Origin of the sequence: Marinobacter sp. es.048 (genome assembly GCF_900188435.1) — a bacterium.
Lineage (GTDB): Bacteria > Pseudomonadota > Gammaproteobacteria > Pseudomonadales > Oleiphilaceae > Marinobacter.
The window spans coordinates 908,581-929,075 of the sequence record NZ_FYFA01000002.1 but is presented as its reverse complement, the minus strand read 5'-3'; the positions used below and the strand labels follow the sequence as shown (position 1 = coordinate 929,075).

Sequence of the window (20,495 nt, the reverse complement as noted above, 5' to 3'; positions counted from 1 at the left end):
CGTTGGCTCCCTGGATATGTTGCCCGCCTTAGCGGAAGCGTTGGATAAAGGCTTCAGACTCCGCGATTGATTGCTCCATATTGCGAATCAGGGAATCCACATCCTGACGGCCCTTGGGTGCTATTGAACTCACAGTCGCAGGATAGGGCACAAAGTGGACTCCGGTTATGCGTGAGGACGAATCTGGAAAGTGAAGCATGGTGAGGGGGTGCTGGCAAGCTCTGAGTCAGGTACCGTCTTCCATCGCGCCTGCTATGTTGATAGTCAGAAGGTTTTCTGTCGGGCCTGGTGGCCGGGCAGTGAGCAATGTCCGACTCAAACTTTGAAGGGGAGCGCCATGGATTATGATTTTCTGGATGAAAGTGGTCAGATTCTTCGCGAGGCAGGCCGTCTCGGGAGGATTGACCCTAACGTAATCGAATTTCTTGCCGCGCCGGGACGCGTGGTGAGCTTCCGCATTCCGATGAAAATGGACGACGGCAGTTTCCGGGTATTTGATGCCCACCGTGTCCGCTATAACGATGCCCTCGGACCGAGCCGGGATGGGACCCGGATTTCCCCCGATCTCGACCTGGATGAAGTGAAATCCCTCGCGATGATCATGTCGATCAAACACGCGGCTGGCCGAATTCCCGCCGGAGGCGGCAAGGGCGGAATCGTCGCTGACCCACGTACGTTAAGTGAACGGGAATTGGAGTCGCTTTGCCGAGCCTACATCCGAAACCTGCGCCCGAGAGGTCAGGCGTACGACGTACCCGGTGCGGACATTGGCACAGATCTCAAAACCATGAGCTGGATGCTTGACGAATACGAGTCTGTTACCGGTTACCACGAACCAGCGGCAGTGAATGACAAGCCGCCTATCCTCGGTGGTTCGCTCGGGGGCTTCGAGGCGACCGGGAGCGGAGTTTTCGATGTGTTCAGGGAAGCTGCCATACAGGCGGAGTTCGACATCGGGAATGCCCGTGTGGCGATCCAGGGATTTGGCCAGGTCGGGTCGGTGGCGGCGACCATGTTTTACGAAGCCGGCTGTGATGTTGTGGCGGTGTGCGATAGCCGGGGCGGCATCTATTTGAACGAGGGGCTAGATATTCCGGCCCTGTTGGCGCACAAGAAATCCACTGGAAAAGTCTCGGACTTTGCCGGCAGCGAACCGATAACCAGCGAAGCAATGCTGGAATGTGACTGTGATGTGTTGGTACCGGCGTCAGTTCAGGGGGTTATCACCGCGGATAACGCCGACCGGATCCAGGCCCGAATGGTGGTGGAGGCCGCGAATGCACCAATCACGTTAAAAGCCGATGCGATGTTGCTGGATAAAGGCGTGATAATTGTTCCGGATGTGTTGGCCAATGCCGGTAGCGTGCAGCTATGCCAGATGGAGCGCAGTCAGGGTCTTTCCGATAATTACTGGGATATCGAAACCATCAACCGCCTGCGACAGGAGCGATTGGCGAGGGGCTACCGGGAGGCCGCGAGCACAGCAGCCGAACACCAGCTCAAATCGGTCCGGCTGGGCGCGTGGATTAATGGGCTCAAGCGGATTGAAGAGGCGATGCACCTGCGTGGCTGGTGCTAGCCGGGCATCGCCGGGTCAGCACCCAACAAAAACAAACCCCGGCCAAAAGCCGGGGTTTGAGGGTTTTGAAGAAGCAGGGAAGCGATTACTTCTTCAGTCCCATCTCCTCAATAGAAATCTCCCGCATTTTGAACTTCTGGATCTTCCCGGTGACGGTCATCGGGAATTCATCCACGAACTTGTAGTTCTTCGGGATCTTGAAGTGGGCGATCTTGCCCTTGCAGAAGGCCTGCAGATCCTCGGCTGTAACTGGCGCCGCGTCTGGAGCCAGCTTTACCCAGGCAATCAGTTCTTCACCGTATTTGTCATCGGGAATGCCGGTTACCTGCACTTCTTCGATGGCAGGGTGGGTGTAGAGGAACTCTTCGATTTCTTTCGGGTAGATGTTCTCGCCACCGCGGATCACCATATCCTTGATACGGCCGACAATCTGGACGTAGCCATCTTCGTCCATGGTGGCCAGGTCGCCGGTGTGCATCCAGCCGGCGCTGTCGATGGCTTCACGGGTTTTCTCCTCGTTGTTCCAGTACTTCAGCATCACGCTATAGCCACGGGTGCACAGTTCGCCGATTTCGCCCCGTGGAACCACGTTGCCGGTGCCGGGGTCGACAATCTTGGTTTCCAGGTGTGGCTGGGTGCGGCCCACCGTGGTGACCTGCTTCTCGAACGGGTCGAGGGAGCTGGTCTGGGTGGACACCGGACTGGTTTCGGTCATGCCGTAGGCAATCTGAACCTCTTTCATGTTCATCTTGCCGTTGACCTTCTTCATCACCTCCGCGGGGCAGATGGAGCCCGCCATGATGCCAGTACGGAGGGTGGAAAGGTCGTAGGTTTCAAACTCCGGATCGGCCAGTTCGGCAATGAACATGGTCGGCACACCGTAGAGGGCCGTCGCCTTTTCCTGGTGCACGGCCTGCAGCACGGATTTAGGCTCAAAGCCCTCATCCGGATAGATCATGGTGGAGCCGTGGGTAATACAGCCGAGGTTGCCCATAACCATACCGAAGCAGTGGTAGAGCGGGACCGGGATAACAAGACGATCCTTCTCGGTGAACAGCTGGCTCTCGGCCACGAAATAGCCGTTGTTCAGGATGTTGTGGTGAGTCAGGGTGGCGCCCTTCGGATTGCCGGTGGTGCCGGAGGTGAACTGGATGTTGATAGGGTCATCGAACTGCAACTCGCCCTGACGCTTTTCCAGGTCTGCTTCGGACACTTCGCTGGCGAAACCCACAAACTCTTTCCAGGTCCACATGCCGTCGTGCTTGTCTTCGTGCACGTTGATTACGGCACGCAACTCGGGTACGTGGTCGGCCTTGAGCTTGCCGGGGGCGCTGCGCTTGAGTTCCGGGGCAAGCTCGTAGATCATTTCGCGGTAATTGGAGGCTTTGAAGCTGTCGGCTGTTACCAGAGTGGTTATACCGGCCAGGTTAAGGGCGTATTGCAGTTCGTGCACACCATAAGCCGGGTTGATGTTTACCAGGATGGCGCCGACTTTTGCGGTTGCGAACTGGGTAACGGTCCACTCGTAGCGGTTGGGAGACCAGATGCCCACCCGGTCGCCGCGTTTAACGCCGATAGCCATGAATGCCCGAGCCGCTTCATCAACCTTTTCAACGAATTCCTTGTAGGTCCAGCGAATGTCCTGGTGCAGGCACACCAGGGCTTCTGTGTCCGGGAATTTCTCTGCGGTGCGGTCGAGCATATCGCCGATGGTCATGCCCAGAAGCGGCACTTCCGCGGTTCCGCTGGTATAGCTTGGTAGAGTCTTGCTCATATCTCTGCCTCCATTGTTTTTGTATTCGAGGGCGAGCAGGGTGGTTTGCCTGCTAGCGACTCTGACTGTGATATTCGGGGTTAGGTTGCATATCGCTGGCAATCGCCACGCGGTTGGACATGTTGTAAAAACCGATCAGGTTGCTGAGATCCCAGATGCCGCGGTCGCTGAGGCCGGCCTCCCGCAGGGCCTGGATATCGTCTTCGGTGACGGTGGCCGGTGAGCGGGTAAGGTGGGACGCAAAATCCAGCATGGCCCGCTGGCGCTTGTCGAGTTTGGCGCTGCGGTAGTTCATCACCATGTGCTCACCCAGTTGGGGATCGCCGCTCAGGACCCGCACAGCGGCGCCGTGGGCCACGAGGCAATAGAAGCATTTGTTCTCGGAGGAGACCACCACGGCCACCATTTCACGTTCCAGTTTGGAGAGTTCACTCTCACCGAGCATGAGCTCGTTGTAAAGGCGGGTGAAACCATCCAGCTGTTTGAGGTTCTGGCTGTAGGCGGTGAGTACGTTCGGGATCATGCCGAGCTTTTCCTGGCAGATCTGGAAGTACTTCCGGGTGTCCTCTGGTATCTCGCTGATCTCGGGAATTGGCAGATCCAGTGCGACCACATTCTTATTGCTCATGATTACTCCTGGTTTTAACAGTTACCGCCCATTGCCTGGCCGACTTTGGAACCGTTGTGTCGGTTCAGCTGATTGCAGATCCAGTCGCCGGTGACGACCAGTTTTTCCAGATCGACACCGGTTTTGATGCCCAGCCCGTTAAGCAGATATAGCACGTCTTCGGTAGCGACGTTGCCCGAGGCGCCCTTGGCGTAGGGGCAGCCGCCGAGGCCGGCGACTGAGGCGTCGATGACGCTGACGCCTTCTTCCAGCACTGCATAAAGATTGGCAAGTGCCTGCCCGTAGGTGTCATGGAAATGTGCTGCCAGTTTTTCCATGGGCACTTGGGCGGCAACGGCTTCAAGCATGCGCTTGGCTTTGATGGGTGTGCCCACGCCGATGGTGTCACCCAGGGAGATCTCGTGGCAGCCCATGTCATACAGGGCCTTGGCCACGGTGGCCACCTGTTCCGGGGCGATGTCACCTTCGTACGGGCAGCCCATGACCGTGGAAACGTAGCCGCGCACGGGAATGCCGTGTTTGCGGGCTTCTTCCACTACCGGTGCGAAGCGCTCGAGGCTTTCGGCGATGGTGCAGTTAATGTTCTTTTTGGTGAAGGATTCAGAGGCCGCGCCAAAGACCGCCACTTCGTCGGCCTTCGCCGCCAGTGCTCCTTCAAACCCTCTGAGGTTCGGGGTGAGGGCGGAGTAGCGAACGCCAGCCTTGCGGTTGATGCCGGCCATCACCTCGGCCGCGTCGCCCATCTGTGGCACCCATTTCGGGGACACAAAGCTGGCGGCCTCGATGTGGCTCAGGCCGCTGTCTGCCAGGCGGTCGATCAGCCCGGTTTTGATGGCGGTGGCGATCACCGGGCCGGGCTCGTTCTGGAGTCCGTCACGGGGGCTCATCTCAACCAGGCGAACCTGTTTGGGAAAGGCCATCAGCCTGCCTCCTCTTCAGTTACTTCAATGGCAATCAGTTCGGCACCTTCGGAAACCTGGTCGCCTTCGGCGAAGAAGATTTCGGTGACCACGCCGTCGGCCGGGGCCTTGATGGCGTGTTCCATTTTCATGGCTTCCATGATTACCAGGCTCTGGCCAGCGGTTACCTTGTCACCGACTTTGGCCTGCACGGCGACGATGGCGCCGTTCATGGGCGCGGCAAGGCTGCCTTCGCCGGCCATTTCCTCGAAGCCGTAGCTTTCCTTGTACACCGTGCAGTTGAAGGTGTCGCCTTCGTAGAACAGCACCAACTGGTCGTTGTGCAGGTTGCCGTGGATGCTGATGCGATGGCCGTTGATGACGGCCTGCAGGTAATCGTCGTCCAGGCGGGCGGTGAGGTTGTAGACGCTGTCGCCAACATACACCTGATAGCGGTCGTCGCGCTCCAGCACCTTGAGTTCGTGAATCTCTTCACCCACCTGCAGTTGCAGCGGCTGGGCAAATTCCGAGTTCATGCGCCAGCTGTTCTGGCGGCCGAACGGCGACCAGGGGTCGGTGCTGACCACTTCCCGGGATTTGCGCTGTTCCAGAACAAAACCGGCGGCAAGTACCAGGGCTTTGTGGGTATCCAGCCTGGATTTCGGGAACAGCAGTTCCCGGTGATCGTCGATAAAGCCGGTGGTCAGTTCCGCTTCCCGGAACGGTTGGGCGTCTGCCAGGGCGTGCAGGAACCGGATGTTGGTCTTCACGCCTGCGATGCGGTAGTGCTCCAGGGCCTGAACCATGCGGTTGATGGCCTGGTCGCGGGTCTCGTCCCACACGATCAGTTTGGCGATCATGGGGTCGTAGTGGATGCTGATGTCGTCGCCTTCGGTCACGCCGGTGTCGACACGCACATGGGCGCTTTCATCCGGGGTGCTCAGGTAGCGCAGGTTACCGGTGGCCGGCAGGAAGTCCTGGTCCGGGTCTTCGGCGTAGATCCGCGCTTCCAGAGCGTGGCCCCGGGTTTTCACCTGGGACTGTTCCAGCGGCAGGGCATCACCCCAGGCCACTTTCAGCTGCCATTCCACCAGATCCTGGCCGGTGACCATTTCGGTAACCGGATGCTCGACCTGAAGGCGGGTGTTCATCTCCATGAAGAAGAAGGAACCGTCGACGTCGTACAGGAATTCAACGGTGCCGGCACCCACGTAATTGATGGCCTGGGCGGCGCGCACGGCCGCTTCACCCATGGCCTTGCGGGTTTCTTCGCTCAGGCCCGGGGCCGGGGCTTCTTCCAGGACTTTCTGATGGCGGCGCTGCACAGAACAGTCACGCTCGGCCAGGTAAACGCCCTTGCCGTCCTGGTCGCAGAAGACCTGAATCTCCACGTGCCGGGGCTGGGTCAGGTAACGTTCGATCAGCATGTCCGGGTTGCCGAACGCGTTCTGGGCCTCCCGCTTGGCGGCAGCCAGGGCGTCGTCAAACTCGTCCATGCTGTTCACGACGCGCATGCCCTTGCCACCGCCGCCGGCGACAGCCTTGAGCAGCAGCGGGAAGCCGCATTTCTCGGCTTCGGCCCGCAGGGTTTCTACCGACTGGTCGTCGCCGTGGTAACCGGGCACCAGCGGCACGCCGGCCTTTTCCATGATGGCCTTGGCCGCGGACTTGGAGCCCATGGCAGCGATGGCCGAGGAGGGCGGGCCAATAAATACGATGTTGTTGGCTTCACAGGCTTCGGCAAACCCGGTGTTTTCCGACAGGAAACCGTAACCCGGGTGGATGGCCTGGGCACCGCTCTTTTTGGCAATCTCGATGATCTTTTCGGCCCGCAGGTAGCTCTCGGAGCTGGGTGCGGGGCCGATGTGGAAGGCTTCGTCAGCCATGGCCACGTGCCGTGCATTGGCGTCGGCCTCGGAATAGACGGCGACGACGCGAATGCCCATGCGGTGGGCGGTTTGTATGATCCGGCAGGCGATTTCGCCCCGGTTGGCGATCAGTATCTTGCTGAACATTGTTATTCTTCCTCCGGAACCCAGTTGGCCTTGCGCTTGTTCAGGAAGGCGCTGAGCCCTTCCTGCCCTTCTTCACCCACCCGGATATCCGCGATGCGGTGTGCGGTGTCGTCAATCACGTCGTCGTTGATGGGCTTGTGGCTGACGGCGAATACCAGGTCCTTGGCGGCTTTCATGGCCTCGGGCCCGTTCATGGCCAGTTGCTGGAGCATCTCGTTGCAGCGGGCTTCCATGGCATCGACATCGTCACAGACGATGTGTACGAGGCCGTATTCCTGAGCCTGCTTGGCGGTGAATACTTCGGCGGAGATGAAGTACCGCCGGGCCTGGCGCTCGCCGATGGCGCGCACCACGTAGGGACTGATCACGGCCGGAATCAGGCCCAGCTTCACTTCGCTGAGGCAGAAGCTGGATTTCTCGGTGGCGATGACGATGTCGCAGCAGGCGGCAAGGCCCACCGCGCCACCGAAGGCAGCGCCCTGTACCAGGCCGATCACCGGCTTGGACAGGTGGTTGAGCACGTTCATCAGTCGCGCCAGTTCCCGGGAATCGTCCAGGTTTTCCTGGTGGGAGTTCTCGGCCATACGACGCATCCAGCCAAGGTCGGCCCCGGCGGAGAAGTGCTTGCCTTCGGAGCGCAGGATGACGACCTTCACGCTGTTGTCGGCATTCACCTCGGTGAGGGTGCTGATCAGCTGCTGGATGATCACGTCGTCAAAGGCGTTGCGTTTGTCAGGGCGGTTGAGAACCACCTCGGCAATGCCTTCGTCGCGACGTTTGAGCAGAACTGCGGATTCGTTGTCTGTCATGTCAGTCTCCCCGATTACATCCGGAACACGCCAAAGCGTGTTGGCTTGGCGGGTCGGTTAAGGGTGGCAGACAGGCTCAGGGCAACCACTTCCCGGGTCTGGGCCGGGTCGATGACGCCGTCGTCCCAGAGGCGGGCACTGGCGTAGTACGGGTGGCCCTGGTGTTCGTAGGTGTCGATGATCGGCTTCTTGAATTCAGCCTCTTCTTCGGCGCTCCATTCCTGGCCCTTGCGCTCCATGCCTTCACGGCGAACGGTGGCCATAACGCCGGCGGCCTGCTCGCCACCCATCACCGAGATGCGGGCGTTCGGCCACATCCAGAGGAAATCCGGGCTGTAGGCGCGGCCGCACATGCCGTAGTTGCCCGCGCCGAAGGAGCCACCAATCAGCACGGTGATCTTGGGCACGTTGGCACAGGCCACGGCCATGACCATCTTGGCGCCGTGCTTGGCGATGCCTTCGGATTCGTATTTCTGGCCAACCATGAACCCGGTGATATTCTGCAGGAACAGCAACGGGATGTTGCGCTGGCAGCACAATTCAACGAAGTGGGCGCCTTTCTGGGCGGCTTCGCTGAACAGGATGCCGTTGTTGGCGATGATGCCCACCGGGTAGCCGTGAATATGGGCAAAGCCGGTGACCAGGGTCTGGCCGTAGTAGCGTTTGAATTCGTCAAACTCGGAACCGTCGACGGTGCGGGCGATAACATCACGCACGTCGAACTGCTTGCGCAGGTCGGAGCCAACGATGCCGTAGATTTCTTCGGCGTCGTACAGTGGTGCCCTGGGTTTGCGGATTTCCACATCCGTTGGCTTGCGACGGTTGAGGTTGGAGACGCTGCGCCGGGCGATTTCCAGGGCGTGGGCGTCGTTCTCGGCATAATGGTCGGCAACACCGGAGATTTTACAGTGTACGTCGGCGCCACCGAGGTCTTCGGCGGTCACTACTTCACCGGTGGCGGCTTTCACCAGCGGCGGGCCAGCCAGGAAGATGGTGCCCTGGTTGCGGACGATGATGGATTCGTCGGCCATGGCGGGCACGTAGGCGCCACCGGCGGTGCACAGGCCCATGACGACGGCGATCTGGGGGATGTCGTCGGCAGACATGCGGGCCTGGTTGTAGAAGATACGGCCGAAGTGGTCACGATCCGGGAAGACTTCGTCCTGGCGGGGCAGGTTGGCGCCGCCGGAGTCGACCAGATAGATGCACGGCAGGCGGTTCTGCAGGGCGATTTCCTGGGCTCGCAGGTGTTTCTTGACGGTCAGCGGGTAGTAGCTGCCGCCTTTTACGGTGGCGTCGTTGGCAATGATCATGCATTCGGTGCCGGAGACGCGGCCCACGCCGGCGATCACGCCAGCAGCGGGGACTTCTTCATCGTAGACGTTGTAGGCGGCGAACTGGCCGATTTCCAGGAACGGGGAGCCGTCGTCCAGGAGGCGGTTGATGCGCTCTCTGGGGAGCAGCTTGCCACGGGCGATGTGGCGCTCCTGGTAGGAGGGGCCGCCGCCTTGCTGGATGGTGGAAACTTTGTCGCGCAGGTCGGCTACGGCCTGGGCCATGGATTCCTGGTTGGCCTGGAACTCTTCGGACCTGGGATTAATCTTGCTTTGAAGTATTGTCATTTTTTCGGGCCTCGAGGTTCGGGGCGGCGGGACTGGCAGGGAATCTTTCCGGGAACCGCTACGAGCACATCCATGTGCGCTTGACGTCGGCCATCCATGGCCGCCGACATTCCCGGAAAGACACCCTGCCAGTCCCTCGTTGTACTTTGGGTGCAAGCCTTCCCCGGCTTAAACGGCTGAGGACGGCTACTGGCTTGAAGCTGCGCGTTATTTGTTCAGGTACAGCTCACGACCGATCAGCATCCGACGAATCTCGGACGTTCCGGCACCGATCTCATATAGCTTGGCGTCCCGCAGCAGGCGGCCTGTCGGGTATTCGTTGATGTAACCGTTACCGCCGAGCAGCTGGATGGCGTCCAGGGCGATTTTCGTGGCCATTTCGGCGGAGTAGAGGATCGCGCCGGCGGCGTCTTTACGGGTGGTTTCCGCGCCACGGTCGGCAGACATGGCAACCATGTAGACGTAGGACTTGGCGGTGTTCATCCAGGTGTACATGTCGGCGACTTTGCCCTGGACCAGTTCGAATTCACCGATGGCCTGGCCGAACTGCTTGCGCTCGCGGATGTAAGGTACGACCACGTCCATAGCTGCTTGCATGATGCCCAGCGGGCCGCCAGAGAGAACCAGGCGCTCGTAGTCGAGGCCGCTCATGAGGACTTTGGCGCCGTTGCCAACACCACCCAGGACGTTTTCCTTGGGTACTTTGCAGTCCTGGAAGACCAGTTCACAGGTGTTGGAGCCGCGCATGCCGAGTTTGTCGAGTTTCTGGTGGCGGCTGAAGCCCGGGGCGTCGCGCTCCACGATGAAGGCGGTCACGCCCCTGGAGCCGGCGGAGGTGTCGGTTTTGGCGTAGATGACGTAGGTGTTCGCATCCGGACCGTTGGTGATCCACATTTTGTTGCCGTTGAGGAGGTAGTGGTCACCTTCATCTTTGGCGGTCAGTTTCATGGAGATGACGTCGGAGCCGGCGTTGGGCTCGGACATGGCCAGAGCGCCAATGTGCTCGCCGCTGACGAGCTTCGGCAGGTATTTCTGTTTCTGTTCTTCGGTGCCGTTGCGGTGAATCTGGTTCACACACAGGTTGGAGTGGGCACCGTAGGATAGGCCAACGGAGGCGGAGGCACGGCTGATTTCTTCCATGGCGATCACGTGCGCCAGGTAGCCCATGTCGGAGCCGCCGTATTCTTCGCTCACGGTAATACCCAGTAGGCCCATGTCGCCCATTTTCCGCCACAGGTCCATGGGGAACTCGTTGTTGCGGTCAATTTCCTCGGCGCGGGGTGCGATTTCGGAAGCAGCAAAGCCGTTGATCTGCTCGCGGAGCATATCGAGGGTTTCGCCGAGGCCGAAGTTGAGCTCTGAGTATTGTGATTTCATCGTTGGCTACCTTTGATTTCTATCATTAGTGTTCAGCGGTCTGCCTGGCTTCTTCGTTGGCCGGGGCCTGCTGTTTCTTTTTCTTCTGGAGCTCGGCCAGGGCCTCTCGGCACCGGGCTTCGGCTGTATCCATTTCCATTTCTGCCTGGGCAATGTCGTTTTTCTGTTGTTCCAGCTGAGCCCGTTTGTTTTCCAGGATGGTCAGCATCTTCAGCAGTTGTTTTTCATTGCCGCTGAGGGTTTCGTCCCACAGGTCGAATAATTCTTTGGTTTCCGCCAGGGAAAATCCCATTCGCTTACCGCGGAGAATAAGCTTCAGACGCACCCGATCCTTCGAACTGAAGATCCGTGTCTGCCCGCGCCGCGTGGGCCTGAGCAGCTCCTGATCCTCATAGAAACGAATGCTCCGGGTTGTCACGTCGAACTCTTTGGCGAGCTCGCTGATGCTGTATGTCTGTTTAATGTCCATTGGGATTTCCTTTTTAGACTTAGGTTAGATAAAGTTTACGTAAACGTAAAGTAGTTTTAGGGTCCGATTTTTAGCGAACAGAATCCTGAAAAGGGGAATGAACGATGGAATTCAAAAATGTGGCAGCAATTGTAACAGGCGGTGCTTCCGGACTGGGCGAGGGTGCGGCCCGCGCACTGGCGGCATCCGGATGCAAGGTGGCGATCCTGGATCTGCAGAAGGAGCAAGGCCGCAAGGTGGCCGAGGACATCGGCGGGATTTTCCTTGAGTGTGACGTAAGCTCCCCCGACAGCGCCGAAGCGGCCATTAATGCCGCCCGGGAGGCCCATGGCCCCTGCGGTATTGCCGTGAACTGTGCCGGCATTGCCACGGCCTCGAAGATTCTGGGCCGCGAGGGCGTGATGCCCCTGGAGAACTTCAGCAAGGTTATTCAGGTCAACCTGATTGGTACCTTTAACATTCTGCGGCTGGCAGCGGCGGACATGGCCCAGCGTGAACCGAACGCCGATGGCGAGCGCGGTGTGATTATAAATACGGCTTCAGTGGCTGCGTACGAGGGCCAGATTGGCCAGGCTGCCTACAGTGCGTCCAAGGGCGGTGTGGTATCGCTAACCCTGCAGTCGGCCCGTGAGTTGGCTCGCGAAGGCATCCGTGTAAATACGATTGCACCGGGCCTGTTCATGACGCCCATGATGGCGGGTATGCCCGAGGAAGTTCAGGAAAGCCTGGCAGCCACGCTGCCGTTCCCGAAGCGCCTCGGCAAGCCGGAAGAGTTCGGCATGATGGTGGACCAGATGGTGCGCAACCCGATTCTCAATGGCGAAGTGATTCGTCTGGACTGCGCGCTTCGCATGGCGCCCAAGTAAAGCATTCAGTTGCAGGAGACATACATGACCGTGTCCGTTGATAAAGAAGAACTGGCGATGTTCCGGGACTCCGTCATCAAGGTCCTGGAAAAGGAAGTGACGCCGCACTACGAAGCCTGGGAGAAGTCCGGGCTGGTGCCTCGCGAGCTCTGGAACACTCTGGGCAACGCCGGGATGCTGTGTGTGGATGTGCCCGAAGAGTGGGGCGGCATCGGCGCGCCTTTCCAGTTCTCTGTTGTGGTGGGTGAGGAGCTTGCCCGCATGGGATTCGGCGCGCTTTCTACTAACGTGATGGTGCACTCGGACATTGTGGCTCCCTATCTGAGCCACATGGGTAATGAAGAACAACGGCAGCAGTGGCTGCCCAAGCTGGTCTCTGGTGAGGCTGTTGGCGCCATCGCCATGACCGAGCCCGGCGCCGGCAGTGATCTGCAGGCCATCCGCACCAGTGCGGTGAAAGATGGCGATGACTATATCCTGAACGGCTCCAAGACCTTCATCACCAACGGTCAGCACGCCGACATGGTCATCGTCGCCGCGAAAACCGACCCGAAAGCCGGCGCCCGCGGCATCAGCCTGTTCCTGGTGGATACTTCATTGCCGGGCTATAGCAAAGGCCGCAACCTGGACAAGATCGGCCAGCATTCCGGGGATACCTCCGAGCTGTTCTTCTCCGACATGCGCATCCCGGCGTCTGCGCTTCTTGGTGAAGAGGGGCAGGGTTTTGTTTACCTGATGAAGGAACTGCCCCGGGAACGTCTGGTGATCGGTGCCCTCGGCGTAGCTGCCGCCCGTGGCTCCCTGGACCTGACCATCGCCTATGCCCAGGAGCGGGAACTGTTCGGCCAGAAACTGGCCCAACTTCAAAACACCCGTTTCGAGATCGCCCGCATGGAAACCGACTACCGGGTTAACAAGGCGTTCGTGGACCAGTGCATCGACCACTACGACCTCGGCGAACTCGATGCGCCGACCGCCTCCATGGCCAAGTACAGCGCCACCGAAATGCAGTGCCGCGTGGCCGATGGCTGCCTGCAGTTGTTTGGCGGGTACGGTTACACCACCGAATACCCGATTTCGCGGGCCTTTATCGACGCCAGGGTGCAGCGCATTTATGGCGGCACCTCGGAAGTCATGAAAGAAATTATTGCCCGCTCTGTGCTGGGCAAAGCCTGATTAAGTGAGGAAAACCATGAGCAACAACGACGTAGTCATCGCAGGATCAGCCCGAACCCCGATGGGCGGCATGATGGGCTCACTGAGCTCCGTGCGCTCCCCGGATCTTGGCGCCATCTCCATCAAGGCGGCTATTGAGCGCTCCGGTCTTCAGCCGGCAGATGTCCAGGAAGTGATCATGGGCTGCGTACTGCCTGCCGGCCTGGGCCAGGCCCCGGCCCGCCAGGCCTCGCGCGCCTCTGGAATTCCGGATAGCTCCGGCTGCACCACCATCAACAAGATGTGCGGCTCCGGCATGCAGGCCGTGATCATGGCCCACGACCAGATCAAGGCCGGCACCAACAACATCATGATTGCCGGCGGTATGGAAAACATGAGCCAGGCACCGTACCTGCTGCCCAAAGCCCGTAGCGGCATGCGCATGGGCCACGGCCAGGTGATGGACAGTATGTTTCTGGACGGCCTGGAAGACGCCTACGAAGGCGGCCTGATGGGCGTCTTCGCCCAGCGTACCGCTGACAAGTACGACATTAGCCGCCAGGCCATGGACGAATTCGCCATTGGTTCCCTGCAGAAATCCCTGGCGGCCATCGAAAACGGCTGGTTCCGTGACGAGATTGTTCCGGTAACCGTATCTGGTCGCGGCGGTGACACCGAAGTCGACACCGACGAGCAGCCGGGCAACGCCAAACCGGAGAAAATCCCGCACCTGAAACCGGCCTTTGCCAAAGACGGTTCTGTGACTGCGGCCAACTCCAGTTCCATCAGTGACGGCGCCTCCGCCCTTGTGCTGGCCTCCGCCGCCGAAGCCGACGCCCGTGGCCTGACACCTCAGGCCCGCATCGTGGCCCACGCCACTCATGCCCGACTGCCGGCCGAGTTCACTCTGGCGCCCATCGGTTCCATCGAGAAGGTGCTCAAGAAAGCAGGCTGGACCGTGGACGATGTGGATCTCTTCGAGATCAACGAAGCCTTCGCCGTGGTGACCCTGGCGGCGATTAATGAGCTCAAGCTTCCGGCCGAAAAGGTCAACGTCCACGGCGGCGCCTGTGCCCTGGGGCACCCGATCGGTTCTTCCGGTTCGCGGATCATTGTTACCCTGATGAATGCCCTGAAACAGCGTGGCCTGAAGCGTGGTGTGGCTTCGTTGTGCATTGGTGGTGGCGAAGGTACGGCCGTTGCTATTGAATTGATCTGATTGCTTCTCGTTGTAACCCAGTAGGTCGGATTAGCCGCAGGCGCAATCCGGCCTACTCCTTCCTGATCTGAAACGCCTTGGGCTCGATCTTCAGCTTTTTCAGACGCGAGGTCAGGGTGGTCGGTTTTATGCCCAGCATGGCGGCCGCGCCGTCATCGCCGAAGACGCGGCCGCTGCTCATGGTCAGGGCCTGAGTCAGGTTCTGTTTTTCCAGCTCCCGCAATTCCTGTTCCGTCATCAATTCGCCGCTGTAATGCCTCGCGGGGGGCGCTTCTGCCGTGGTGGTCCGGGCTGCGGATTCCGGCCCCGGCAGGTCCAGATCCAGTCGACCGTCGGCGGTGATGACCTGGCGCTCAATCACGTTCTCAAGTTCCCTCACATTGCCCGGCCAGTGGTAGGCCTTCAGGGTCTCCACGTCACGCTCTTTCAATGCCAGCGATGGCCGGTTGAATTTCTGGCAGGCGCGGTTCAGGAATTCCTGGGCGAGAATGGGGATGTCTTCCAGGCGTCGGCGTAGCGGCACTGACTCGATGGGGAAGACGTTCAGGCGAAAGTAGAGGTCTTCCCGGAAGGTCTTCTCCTGAACTTCCGATTTCAAGTCCCGATTGGTGGCGGCAATCACCCGAACATCCACCGCACGGGTGCGGTTTTCGCCCACACGCTCGAATTGTTGATCCTGCAAAACCCGGAGCAGTTTGCCCTGAAGTTCCAGCGGGATTTCACCGACTTCGTCCAGGAACAGGGTGCCGCCATCGGCGAGTTCGAATCGACCCACGCGGTCGCTGACGGCGCCGGTGAATGCACCCTTGATATGACCGAAGAATTCGCTCTCGAACAGGTCCTTGGGTATGGCTGCGCAATTCACCCGAATCAGAGGGCGGTCTCGCCGGCTACTGGACTGGTGGATAGCGCGGGCGATCAGCTCCTTGCCTGTGCCGGATTCCCCGGTGATCAGAACGTTGGCATCGGTGGGCGCCACCATACCGATGCGGCGCACGGTGGCTTTGATAGCCTCGCTCTGGCCGAAGATCTCGTGGAAATGGTATTCGGCGCTGAGTTCCTCCTGCAGATAGGCATTCTCCATTTCCAGACGATGTTTGAGGGTTTCCACCTCCTCGAGCGCCTTCTGTAGCTCTTTCTGGGCCTCCTGGCGTGCGGAGATGTCCCGGAACACCACCACGGCGCCCACTGGGTGGCCGTTATCCAGAATCGGCGTGCTGGTGTATTCCACGGGGAAACCGCTGCCGTCCTTGCGCCAGAACCAGTCTTCGCCAGCGCGCTTCACGCTGGCATCGCGGAAGGCGGCGTAAATCGGGCAATCCTTGAGGGGGTACAGGCTGCCATCCGCGTGAGAGTGGTGTACCACGCGATGCAGCACCCGCCCCATAAGCTCGTCAATTCGCCATCCCAGCATCCGCTCGGCTGCAGGGTTTGCGAAGGTGCCTCGCCCCTCGGCATCCACCCCGTAGATGCCTTCCCCGACAGCATGAAGAATAAGCTGGTTTTCCCGCTCCATGTCCTTGAACAGCTCTTCGACCCGCCGCCACTCAAGCAGGCCGCCCCGATGGTAGTGGTTGGCATCGTGGCGTTCCCGAAGAGTTCGCAGCTGGCGTCGGTCCCTCAGTAGCAGCAGCACATTCTGGGTTTCCGCCTCGCCGACCCGGGATGAGGAGATTTCCAGCTCCACTGTGTGGCCGTCACGGTGCTGGAGAAAAAAGTCGCGGCTCCAGCCGAGGCTGCGAAACAGGGTTTCCTCGGTGAAGGCAATCAGCAGAGGTCGCTGGTCTGTAAACAAATGGGTGCAGGGTGTGCCGATGAGGGATTGCCGGTCTGTGCCGATCATCCGGCCCATGGCGCTATTGGCGGACAGAATCAGATCCCGGCCGGCGTCTACCAGCAGTGCAGCCTCCGGCAGGTGGTCGATCCAGTTTCCGGTAACGTCTGGGGTATTGATGGCTTCGGTAATCATGGCGATGTCCTGGGTCAGTCCGTGAAAACAAAACAAACCCTGTGCCAACTACGAAAAATCGCAGTAAAGACTACGAGAATTCGTTAATTACGAACTTTCATAGTCGCCCTGTTTGCAGGAGTTTGGATTTTATTTAATAAAAACAGCTAGTTAAAAAATAATCGGACTTGGCACGAACCCTGCAACAGCTCTCTCAGAACGCGGAGCTGACCCGACCATTTCCAGCCTCGGGCCCGAGCCGCACCGTTGTTGCACCGTGATAGTGCAGAAATGACCCAAAACTTAGGTCCCAAACCCAGGAGAGTGCGCCATGACCACGAAAAGCCTTGGAAATCCGTTTGACGGTGACAAGTCCCTGATTCATGCCAAGACCTGTGGCTGCCCCGAGTGCAAACCCGGCGACAGCACCCCGTCCATTTCCCTCGACCTCAAGCCCGCCGCTGGCCAGCAGGCCGTAGCGGAAGAGCATCTGGATTCAGAAGCGATGATGGATCGCGCCATCGAGGGCGCGGTGGTGCGCTCGGTGTTTGGTCACAACGAACACGGCCGGCGCGCCTTCATGAAAATGATGGGCGCGGGCACTGCGGCTGCCGTTCTGGGCAGCGTGTTCCCGATGGAAAAGGCCAAGGCCGCAGTGAAGGAGTCCCTGGGCAAGCTTGAGAAGACCAAGCTGAACGTTGGTTTTGTACCGATCACCTGCGCGACACCCATCATCATGGCTCACCCCATGGGCTTTTATGAGCGGTACGGCCTGGATGTGACCGTCACCAAGACCGCCGGTTGGGCGGTAGCCCGGGACAAGTCCCTGGCGGGCGAATACGACGCCTCACACATGCTCACACCCATGCCCCTGGCCATGACCATGGGTGCGGGCTCCACACCGGAGCCGTTCATCATGCCGGCGGTTGAGAACATCAATGGTCAGGCCATTGTTCTGCACGTGGACCACAAGGACAAGCGGGATCCGAAGCAGTGGAAAGGCTTCAAGTTTGGCGTGCCGTTCGAGTACTCCATGCACAACTTCCTGCTGCGCTACTACCTGGCGGAAAACGGTATCGACCCGGACAAGGATGTGCAGATCCGTGTGGTTCCGCCACCCGAGATGGTTGCCAACCTCCGTGCCGGTAACCTCGATGGCTACCTGTCTCCGGATCCGTTCAACCAACGTGCCGTTTGGGAGAAGGTGGGCTTCATCCACATGCTTACCAAGGACATCTGGGAAGGCCACCCCTGTTGTGCCTTTGCCTGCAGCAAGCAGTTCGCCACCCAGAACCCGAATACCTACGGAGCCCTGTTGCGCGCCATCATCGACGCGACGCAGTACTCCAACAATCCGGATAACCGTAAGGAAATCTCCGAAGCCATTGCGCCGAAGAACTATCTGAACCAGCCCTTACCGGTGATTCAGCAGGTGCTGACCGGCTACTACGCCGATGGTCTTGGCGAAGTGAAAGACGTGCCGGACCGCATCGATTTCGACCCGTTCCCGTGGCACTCCATGGGCGTGTGGATCCTCACACAGATGAAACGCTGGGGTTATATCGAGGGTGACGTGGACTACAAGGGCATTGCCGAGCAGGTCTACCTGGCAAGCGAGACCGGCAAGATCATGGAAGAACTGGGTTATACCGCCCCGGACAAGACCTACAAGACCCACACCATCATGGGCAAGACGTTCGATTCTGATCGTGCCGAAGAATACGCACGCAGCTTCGACATCGGGAGGGTGTAACCATGGCTTCCCTGAACGTCCGGGCAGCACTGCTGTCGGTGTCGTTCCTGATTCTGGCCCTGGGGCTCTGGGAAATGGCAACCCAGCCCCCAGAGGCCCAGACAGGACTGACCGAATACGAAATGCTGATGGGTGGAGTAGAGCAGGAATCCCGAGTGCCGCCACCCTCGGCGGTGATCAAGCTGGCCTGGGCGGAGTTGTCTGATCCGTTCTATGACGCCGGCGCCAACGACAAGGGTATCGGTATTCAGCTGGCCTATTCGGTGTACCGGGTATTGACCGGCTACCTGGCGGCCATGGCCATTGCGCTGCCCGTCGGGTTCCTGATCGGCATGTCGCCGCTGATGTACAAGGCCCTGAACCCTTATATCCAGGTGCTGCGGCCGATCTCGCCGCTGGCCTGGATGCCCCTGGCGCTTTTCATCATCCAGGATTCGGATGCCTCGGCGATCTTCGTGATCTTCATCTGCTCGATCTGGCCAATGTTGCTGAACACCGCCTTTGGCGTGGCAAACGTGAGGCAGGACTGGGTCAACGTGGCTCGCACCCACGAACTCGGGCCCCTGCGCACTGCTATTACCGTGATCCTGCCGGCCGCCGCACCCACGATCCTGACCGGTATGCGGATCTCGATCGGCATCGCCTGGCTGGTCATTGTGGCCGCGGAGATGCTCGTGGGCGGCACTGGCATTGGCTATTACGTGTGGAACGAATGGAACAACCTGGATCTGGCCAGTGTGATCTTCTCTATCCTGATGATCGGAGTGGTTGGCATGCTGCTCGACCTGGCCCTGGGCAAGGCCCAGAAACTGGTGGAATACAAAGAATGAGCGGTCCGGCGCCGGTTACCGGTGCCGGCCTCAACCCTCCGAATGGAGACCTGTTATGAGTAAATCATTCCTGGAAGTAGATGGCCTATCCAAGGTTTACCCGGACGGCCAGGGCGGTGAACTGACCGTCTTCGAGGATATCCGCTTTGCCCTGGAGAAAGGTGAGTTTGTTTGCATCATCGGCCACTCCGGTTGCGGCAAGTCCACCATCCTGAACGTGTTGGCAGGCCTGGACGAAGCGAACGCCGGCAACGTGGTGATGAACGGCAAGGAAATTAAAGGCCCCGGCCTTGAGCGCGGCGTGGTGTTCCAGAACTACAGCCTGCTGCCCTGGAAAACCACCCTGAACAACATCGTCTTCGCCGTACGCGCCCGCTGGCCCGAGTGGTCCAAGGAAAAGGTGAAAGAGCACAGCGAGCGCTATCTGAAGATGGTAGGCCTGGACCACGCCCTCAACCGCAAGCCGTCCCAGCTGTCCGGCGGCATGCGCCAGCGGGTAAGTATCGCCCGTGCCTTCGCCACCCAGCCGGAACTCCTGCTGCTGGATGAACCGTTCGGTGCGCTTGATGCGCTCACCCGGGGCGTGATTCAGGACGAACTGGTGAAAATCTGGGAAGAAACCCGCCAGACCGTGTTCATGATCACCCACGATGTCGACGAAGCGATCCTGTTATCCGACCGCATTTTCCTGATGTCCAACGGCCCCAATGCCCGCATCGCCGAAAGCGTGAAAGTGGACATTCCGCACCCGCGGGCCCGGGCCACCATCTTCCAGAACCCGGCCTACCACAAAACCCGCGACTACCTGGTGGACTTCCTGGTCAACCGCAGCGGCTCGGCACTGCCGGAAAAAGACGGTACCCCGAAAATCGTGGAACCCGCCAAAGGCGTTGCCCAGTCAGGGCCGGCGTCTGACGAATCTGAAACCGAATCCGAAACTGCCGCCCGTGCGGTGAATGCCTGACGTCAAAACTGAAGAGAGGAAACAGCCATGATGAACAAAGAACTGATGACCGCAAAAATCCTGGAAGCCAAAGTTTCCAAGGGTATGACCTGGGAATCCATCGCTGAAACCATCGGCATGTCCCCGGTATTCACCACCTCAGCAGCCCTGGGTATGAACAGCCTCACCGAAGACAAGGCCTTTGCCCTGTGCGAAATCCTCGGTCTTGATAAGCCGGTGGCAGAGGCCCTGCAGGTATGCCCCAAGAAAGCCTGGGACGGTGCCGTTCCGCAGGATCCGCTGATCTATCGTTTGTACGAAGTGGTGGGTGTGTACGGCGATACCATGAAAGAACTGATCCACGAAAAATTCGGCGACGGCATCATGAGTGCCATCGATTTCACCATGGACATCGAGAAGGAAGAGAATCCGAAGGGCGACCGTGTCGTGGTTACCATGAACGGGAAGTTCCTGCCTTATAAAGCCTGGTAATCGCAGGTCCTGTAACCTCGGAGGTCCGGTCCTTGTAGCCTGTTGGTTGATGGGCGGGCTTGCGGGGTGGCAGGTGGAGTTTTTCTTGGAAAAAGCAACTCGCTTCGCTCAGACATC

The 20,495-nt window shown here is 59.4% G+C and carries 17 protein-coding genes; 8 read left to right on the top strand and 9 right to left on the bottom strand.

All coding sequences use genetic code 11. The features are described from left to right. Positions 1 to 337: 337 nt before the first annotated feature. Complete coding sequence (locus CFT65_RS15250) at positions 338 to 1,579, top strand: Glu/Leu/Phe/Val family dehydrogenase (RefSeq protein WP_088828924.1); 1,242 nt, start codon at positions 338 to 340, stop codon at positions 1,577 to 1,579. An 85-nt stretch (positions 1,580 to 1,664) separates the two neighbouring features. Here CFT65_RS15250 and CFT65_RS15245 read toward each other — a convergent pair whose 3' ends face one another. From CFT65_RS15245 to CFT65_RS15210, 8 genes are all read right to left on the bottom strand, one after another. Next, a complete protein-coding gene (locus CFT65_RS15245) occupies positions 1,665 to 3,353 on the bottom strand; it encodes an AMP-binding protein (protein ID WP_088828923.1) in 1,689 nt (562 codons plus the stop codon). 52 nt (positions 3,354 to 3,405) lie between these two features. Then, on the bottom strand, positions 3,406 to 3,981 hold the full coding sequence (locus CFT65_RS15240; protein WP_088828922.1) for a peroxidase-related enzyme: 576 nt from the start codon (positions 3,979 to 3,981) through the stop codon (positions 3,406 to 3,408). Positions 3,982 to 3,995: 14 nt separating this feature from the next. Further along, complete coding sequence (locus CFT65_RS15235) at positions 3,996 to 4,901, bottom strand: hydroxymethylglutaryl-CoA lyase (RefSeq protein WP_088828921.1); 906 nt, start codon at positions 4,899 to 4,901, stop codon at positions 3,996 to 3,998. Beyond that, the gene (locus CFT65_RS15230; protein WP_088828920.1) at positions 4,901 to 6,895 is read right to left on the bottom strand and encodes an acetyl/propionyl/methylcrotonyl-CoA carboxylase subunit alpha; all 1,995 of its coding nucleotides are present in this window, start codon (positions 6,893 to 6,895) and stop codon (positions 4,901 to 4,903) included. The genes CFT65_RS15235 and CFT65_RS15230 overlap by 1 nt, the downstream gene beginning before the upstream one ends. 2 nt (positions 6,896 to 6,897) lie before the next feature. Continuing rightward, positions 6,898 to 7,704, bottom strand: a complete 807-nt coding sequence (locus CFT65_RS15225) for an enoyl-CoA hydratase-related protein (protein ID WP_088828919.1) — start codon at positions 7,702 to 7,704, stop codon at positions 6,898 to 6,900. A gap of 14 nt (positions 7,705 to 7,718) precedes the next feature. Beyond that, positions 7,719 to 9,326: a carboxyl transferase domain-containing protein gene (locus CFT65_RS15220; protein WP_088828918.1), complete on the bottom strand. Its 1,608-nt coding sequence runs from the start codon at positions 9,324 to 9,326 to the stop codon at positions 7,719 to 7,721. Between the two features lie 207 nt (positions 9,327 to 9,533). Further along, positions 9,534 to 10,703, bottom strand: a complete 1,170-nt coding sequence (locus tag CFT65_RS15215; RefSeq protein ID WP_008170605.1) for an isovaleryl-CoA dehydrogenase — start codon at positions 10,701 to 10,703, stop codon at positions 9,534 to 9,536. A 25-nt stretch (positions 10,704 to 10,728) separates the two neighbouring features. Beyond that, entirely contained in the window at positions 10,729 to 11,172 is a 444-nt protein-coding gene (locus tag CFT65_RS15210) for a MerR family transcriptional regulator (RefSeq protein ID WP_008170603.1), read from the bottom strand. Positions 11,173 to 11,276: 104 nt separating this feature from the next. On the opposite strand from CFT65_RS15210, the gene CFT65_RS15205 reads away from it, so the two are divergent. The 3 genes from CFT65_RS15205 to CFT65_RS15195 are packed head-to-tail and all read left to right on the top strand — an operon-like array spanning position 11,277 to position 14,412. Then, positions 11,277 to 12,038 carry a 3-hydroxyacyl-CoA dehydrogenase gene (locus CFT65_RS15205; protein ID WP_014576485.1) on the top strand — a complete coding sequence of 254 codons (762 nt, stop codon included), beginning with the start codon at positions 11,277 to 11,279 and terminating at the stop codon, positions 12,036 to 12,038. 24 nt (positions 12,039 to 12,062) lie between these two features. Beyond that, positions 12,063 to 13,214, top strand: coding sequence for an acyl-CoA dehydrogenase family protein (locus CFT65_RS15200; RefSeq protein ID WP_088828917.1), 1,152 nt, complete (start codon positions 12,063 to 12,065; stop codon positions 13,212 to 13,214). 16 nt (positions 13,215 to 13,230) lie between these two features. Beyond that, positions 13,231 to 14,412 (top strand): thiolase family protein, encoded by a 1,182-nt coding sequence (locus CFT65_RS15195; protein WP_088828916.1) that lies wholly within the window; start codon positions 13,231 to 13,233, stop codon positions 14,410 to 14,412. A gap of 52 nt (positions 14,413 to 14,464) precedes the next feature. Here the strand turns inward: CFT65_RS15195 and CFT65_RS15190 are convergent, their stop codons facing one another. Beyond that, positions 14,465 to 16,381 (bottom strand): sigma 54-interacting transcriptional regulator, encoded by a 1,917-nt coding sequence (locus tag CFT65_RS15190; RefSeq protein WP_088828915.1) that lies wholly within the window; start codon positions 16,379 to 16,381, stop codon positions 14,465 to 14,467. A gap of 310 nt (positions 16,382 to 16,691) precedes the next feature. On the opposite strand from CFT65_RS15190, the gene CFT65_RS15185 reads away from it, so the two are divergent. The 4 genes from CFT65_RS15185 to cynS are packed head-to-tail and all read left to right on the top strand — an operon-like array spanning position 16,692 to position 20,378. Beyond that, on the top strand, positions 16,692 to 18,113 hold the full coding sequence (locus CFT65_RS15185) for a CmpA/NrtA family ABC transporter substrate-binding protein (protein ID WP_088828914.1): 1,422 nt from the start codon (positions 16,692 to 16,694) through the stop codon (positions 18,111 to 18,113). 2 nt (positions 18,114 to 18,115) lie between these two features. Next, the gene (gene ntrB, locus CFT65_RS15180) at positions 18,116 to 18,943 is read left to right on the top strand and encodes a nitrate ABC transporter permease (RefSeq protein ID WP_008170590.1); all 828 of its coding nucleotides are present in this window, start codon (positions 18,116 to 18,118) and stop codon (positions 18,941 to 18,943) included. 55 nt (positions 18,944 to 18,998) lie between these two features. Beyond that, a complete protein-coding gene (locus tag CFT65_RS15175) occupies positions 18,999 to 19,907 on the top strand; it encodes an ABC transporter ATP-binding protein (RefSeq protein WP_088828913.1) in 909 nt (302 codons plus the stop codon). Positions 19,908 to 19,934: 27 nt separating this feature from the next. Then, positions 19,935 to 20,378, top strand: a complete 444-nt coding sequence (gene cynS, locus CFT65_RS15170; RefSeq protein ID WP_012138527.1) for a cyanase — start codon at positions 19,935 to 19,937, stop codon at positions 20,376 to 20,378. Positions 20,379 to 20,495 lie beyond the last annotated feature (117 nt).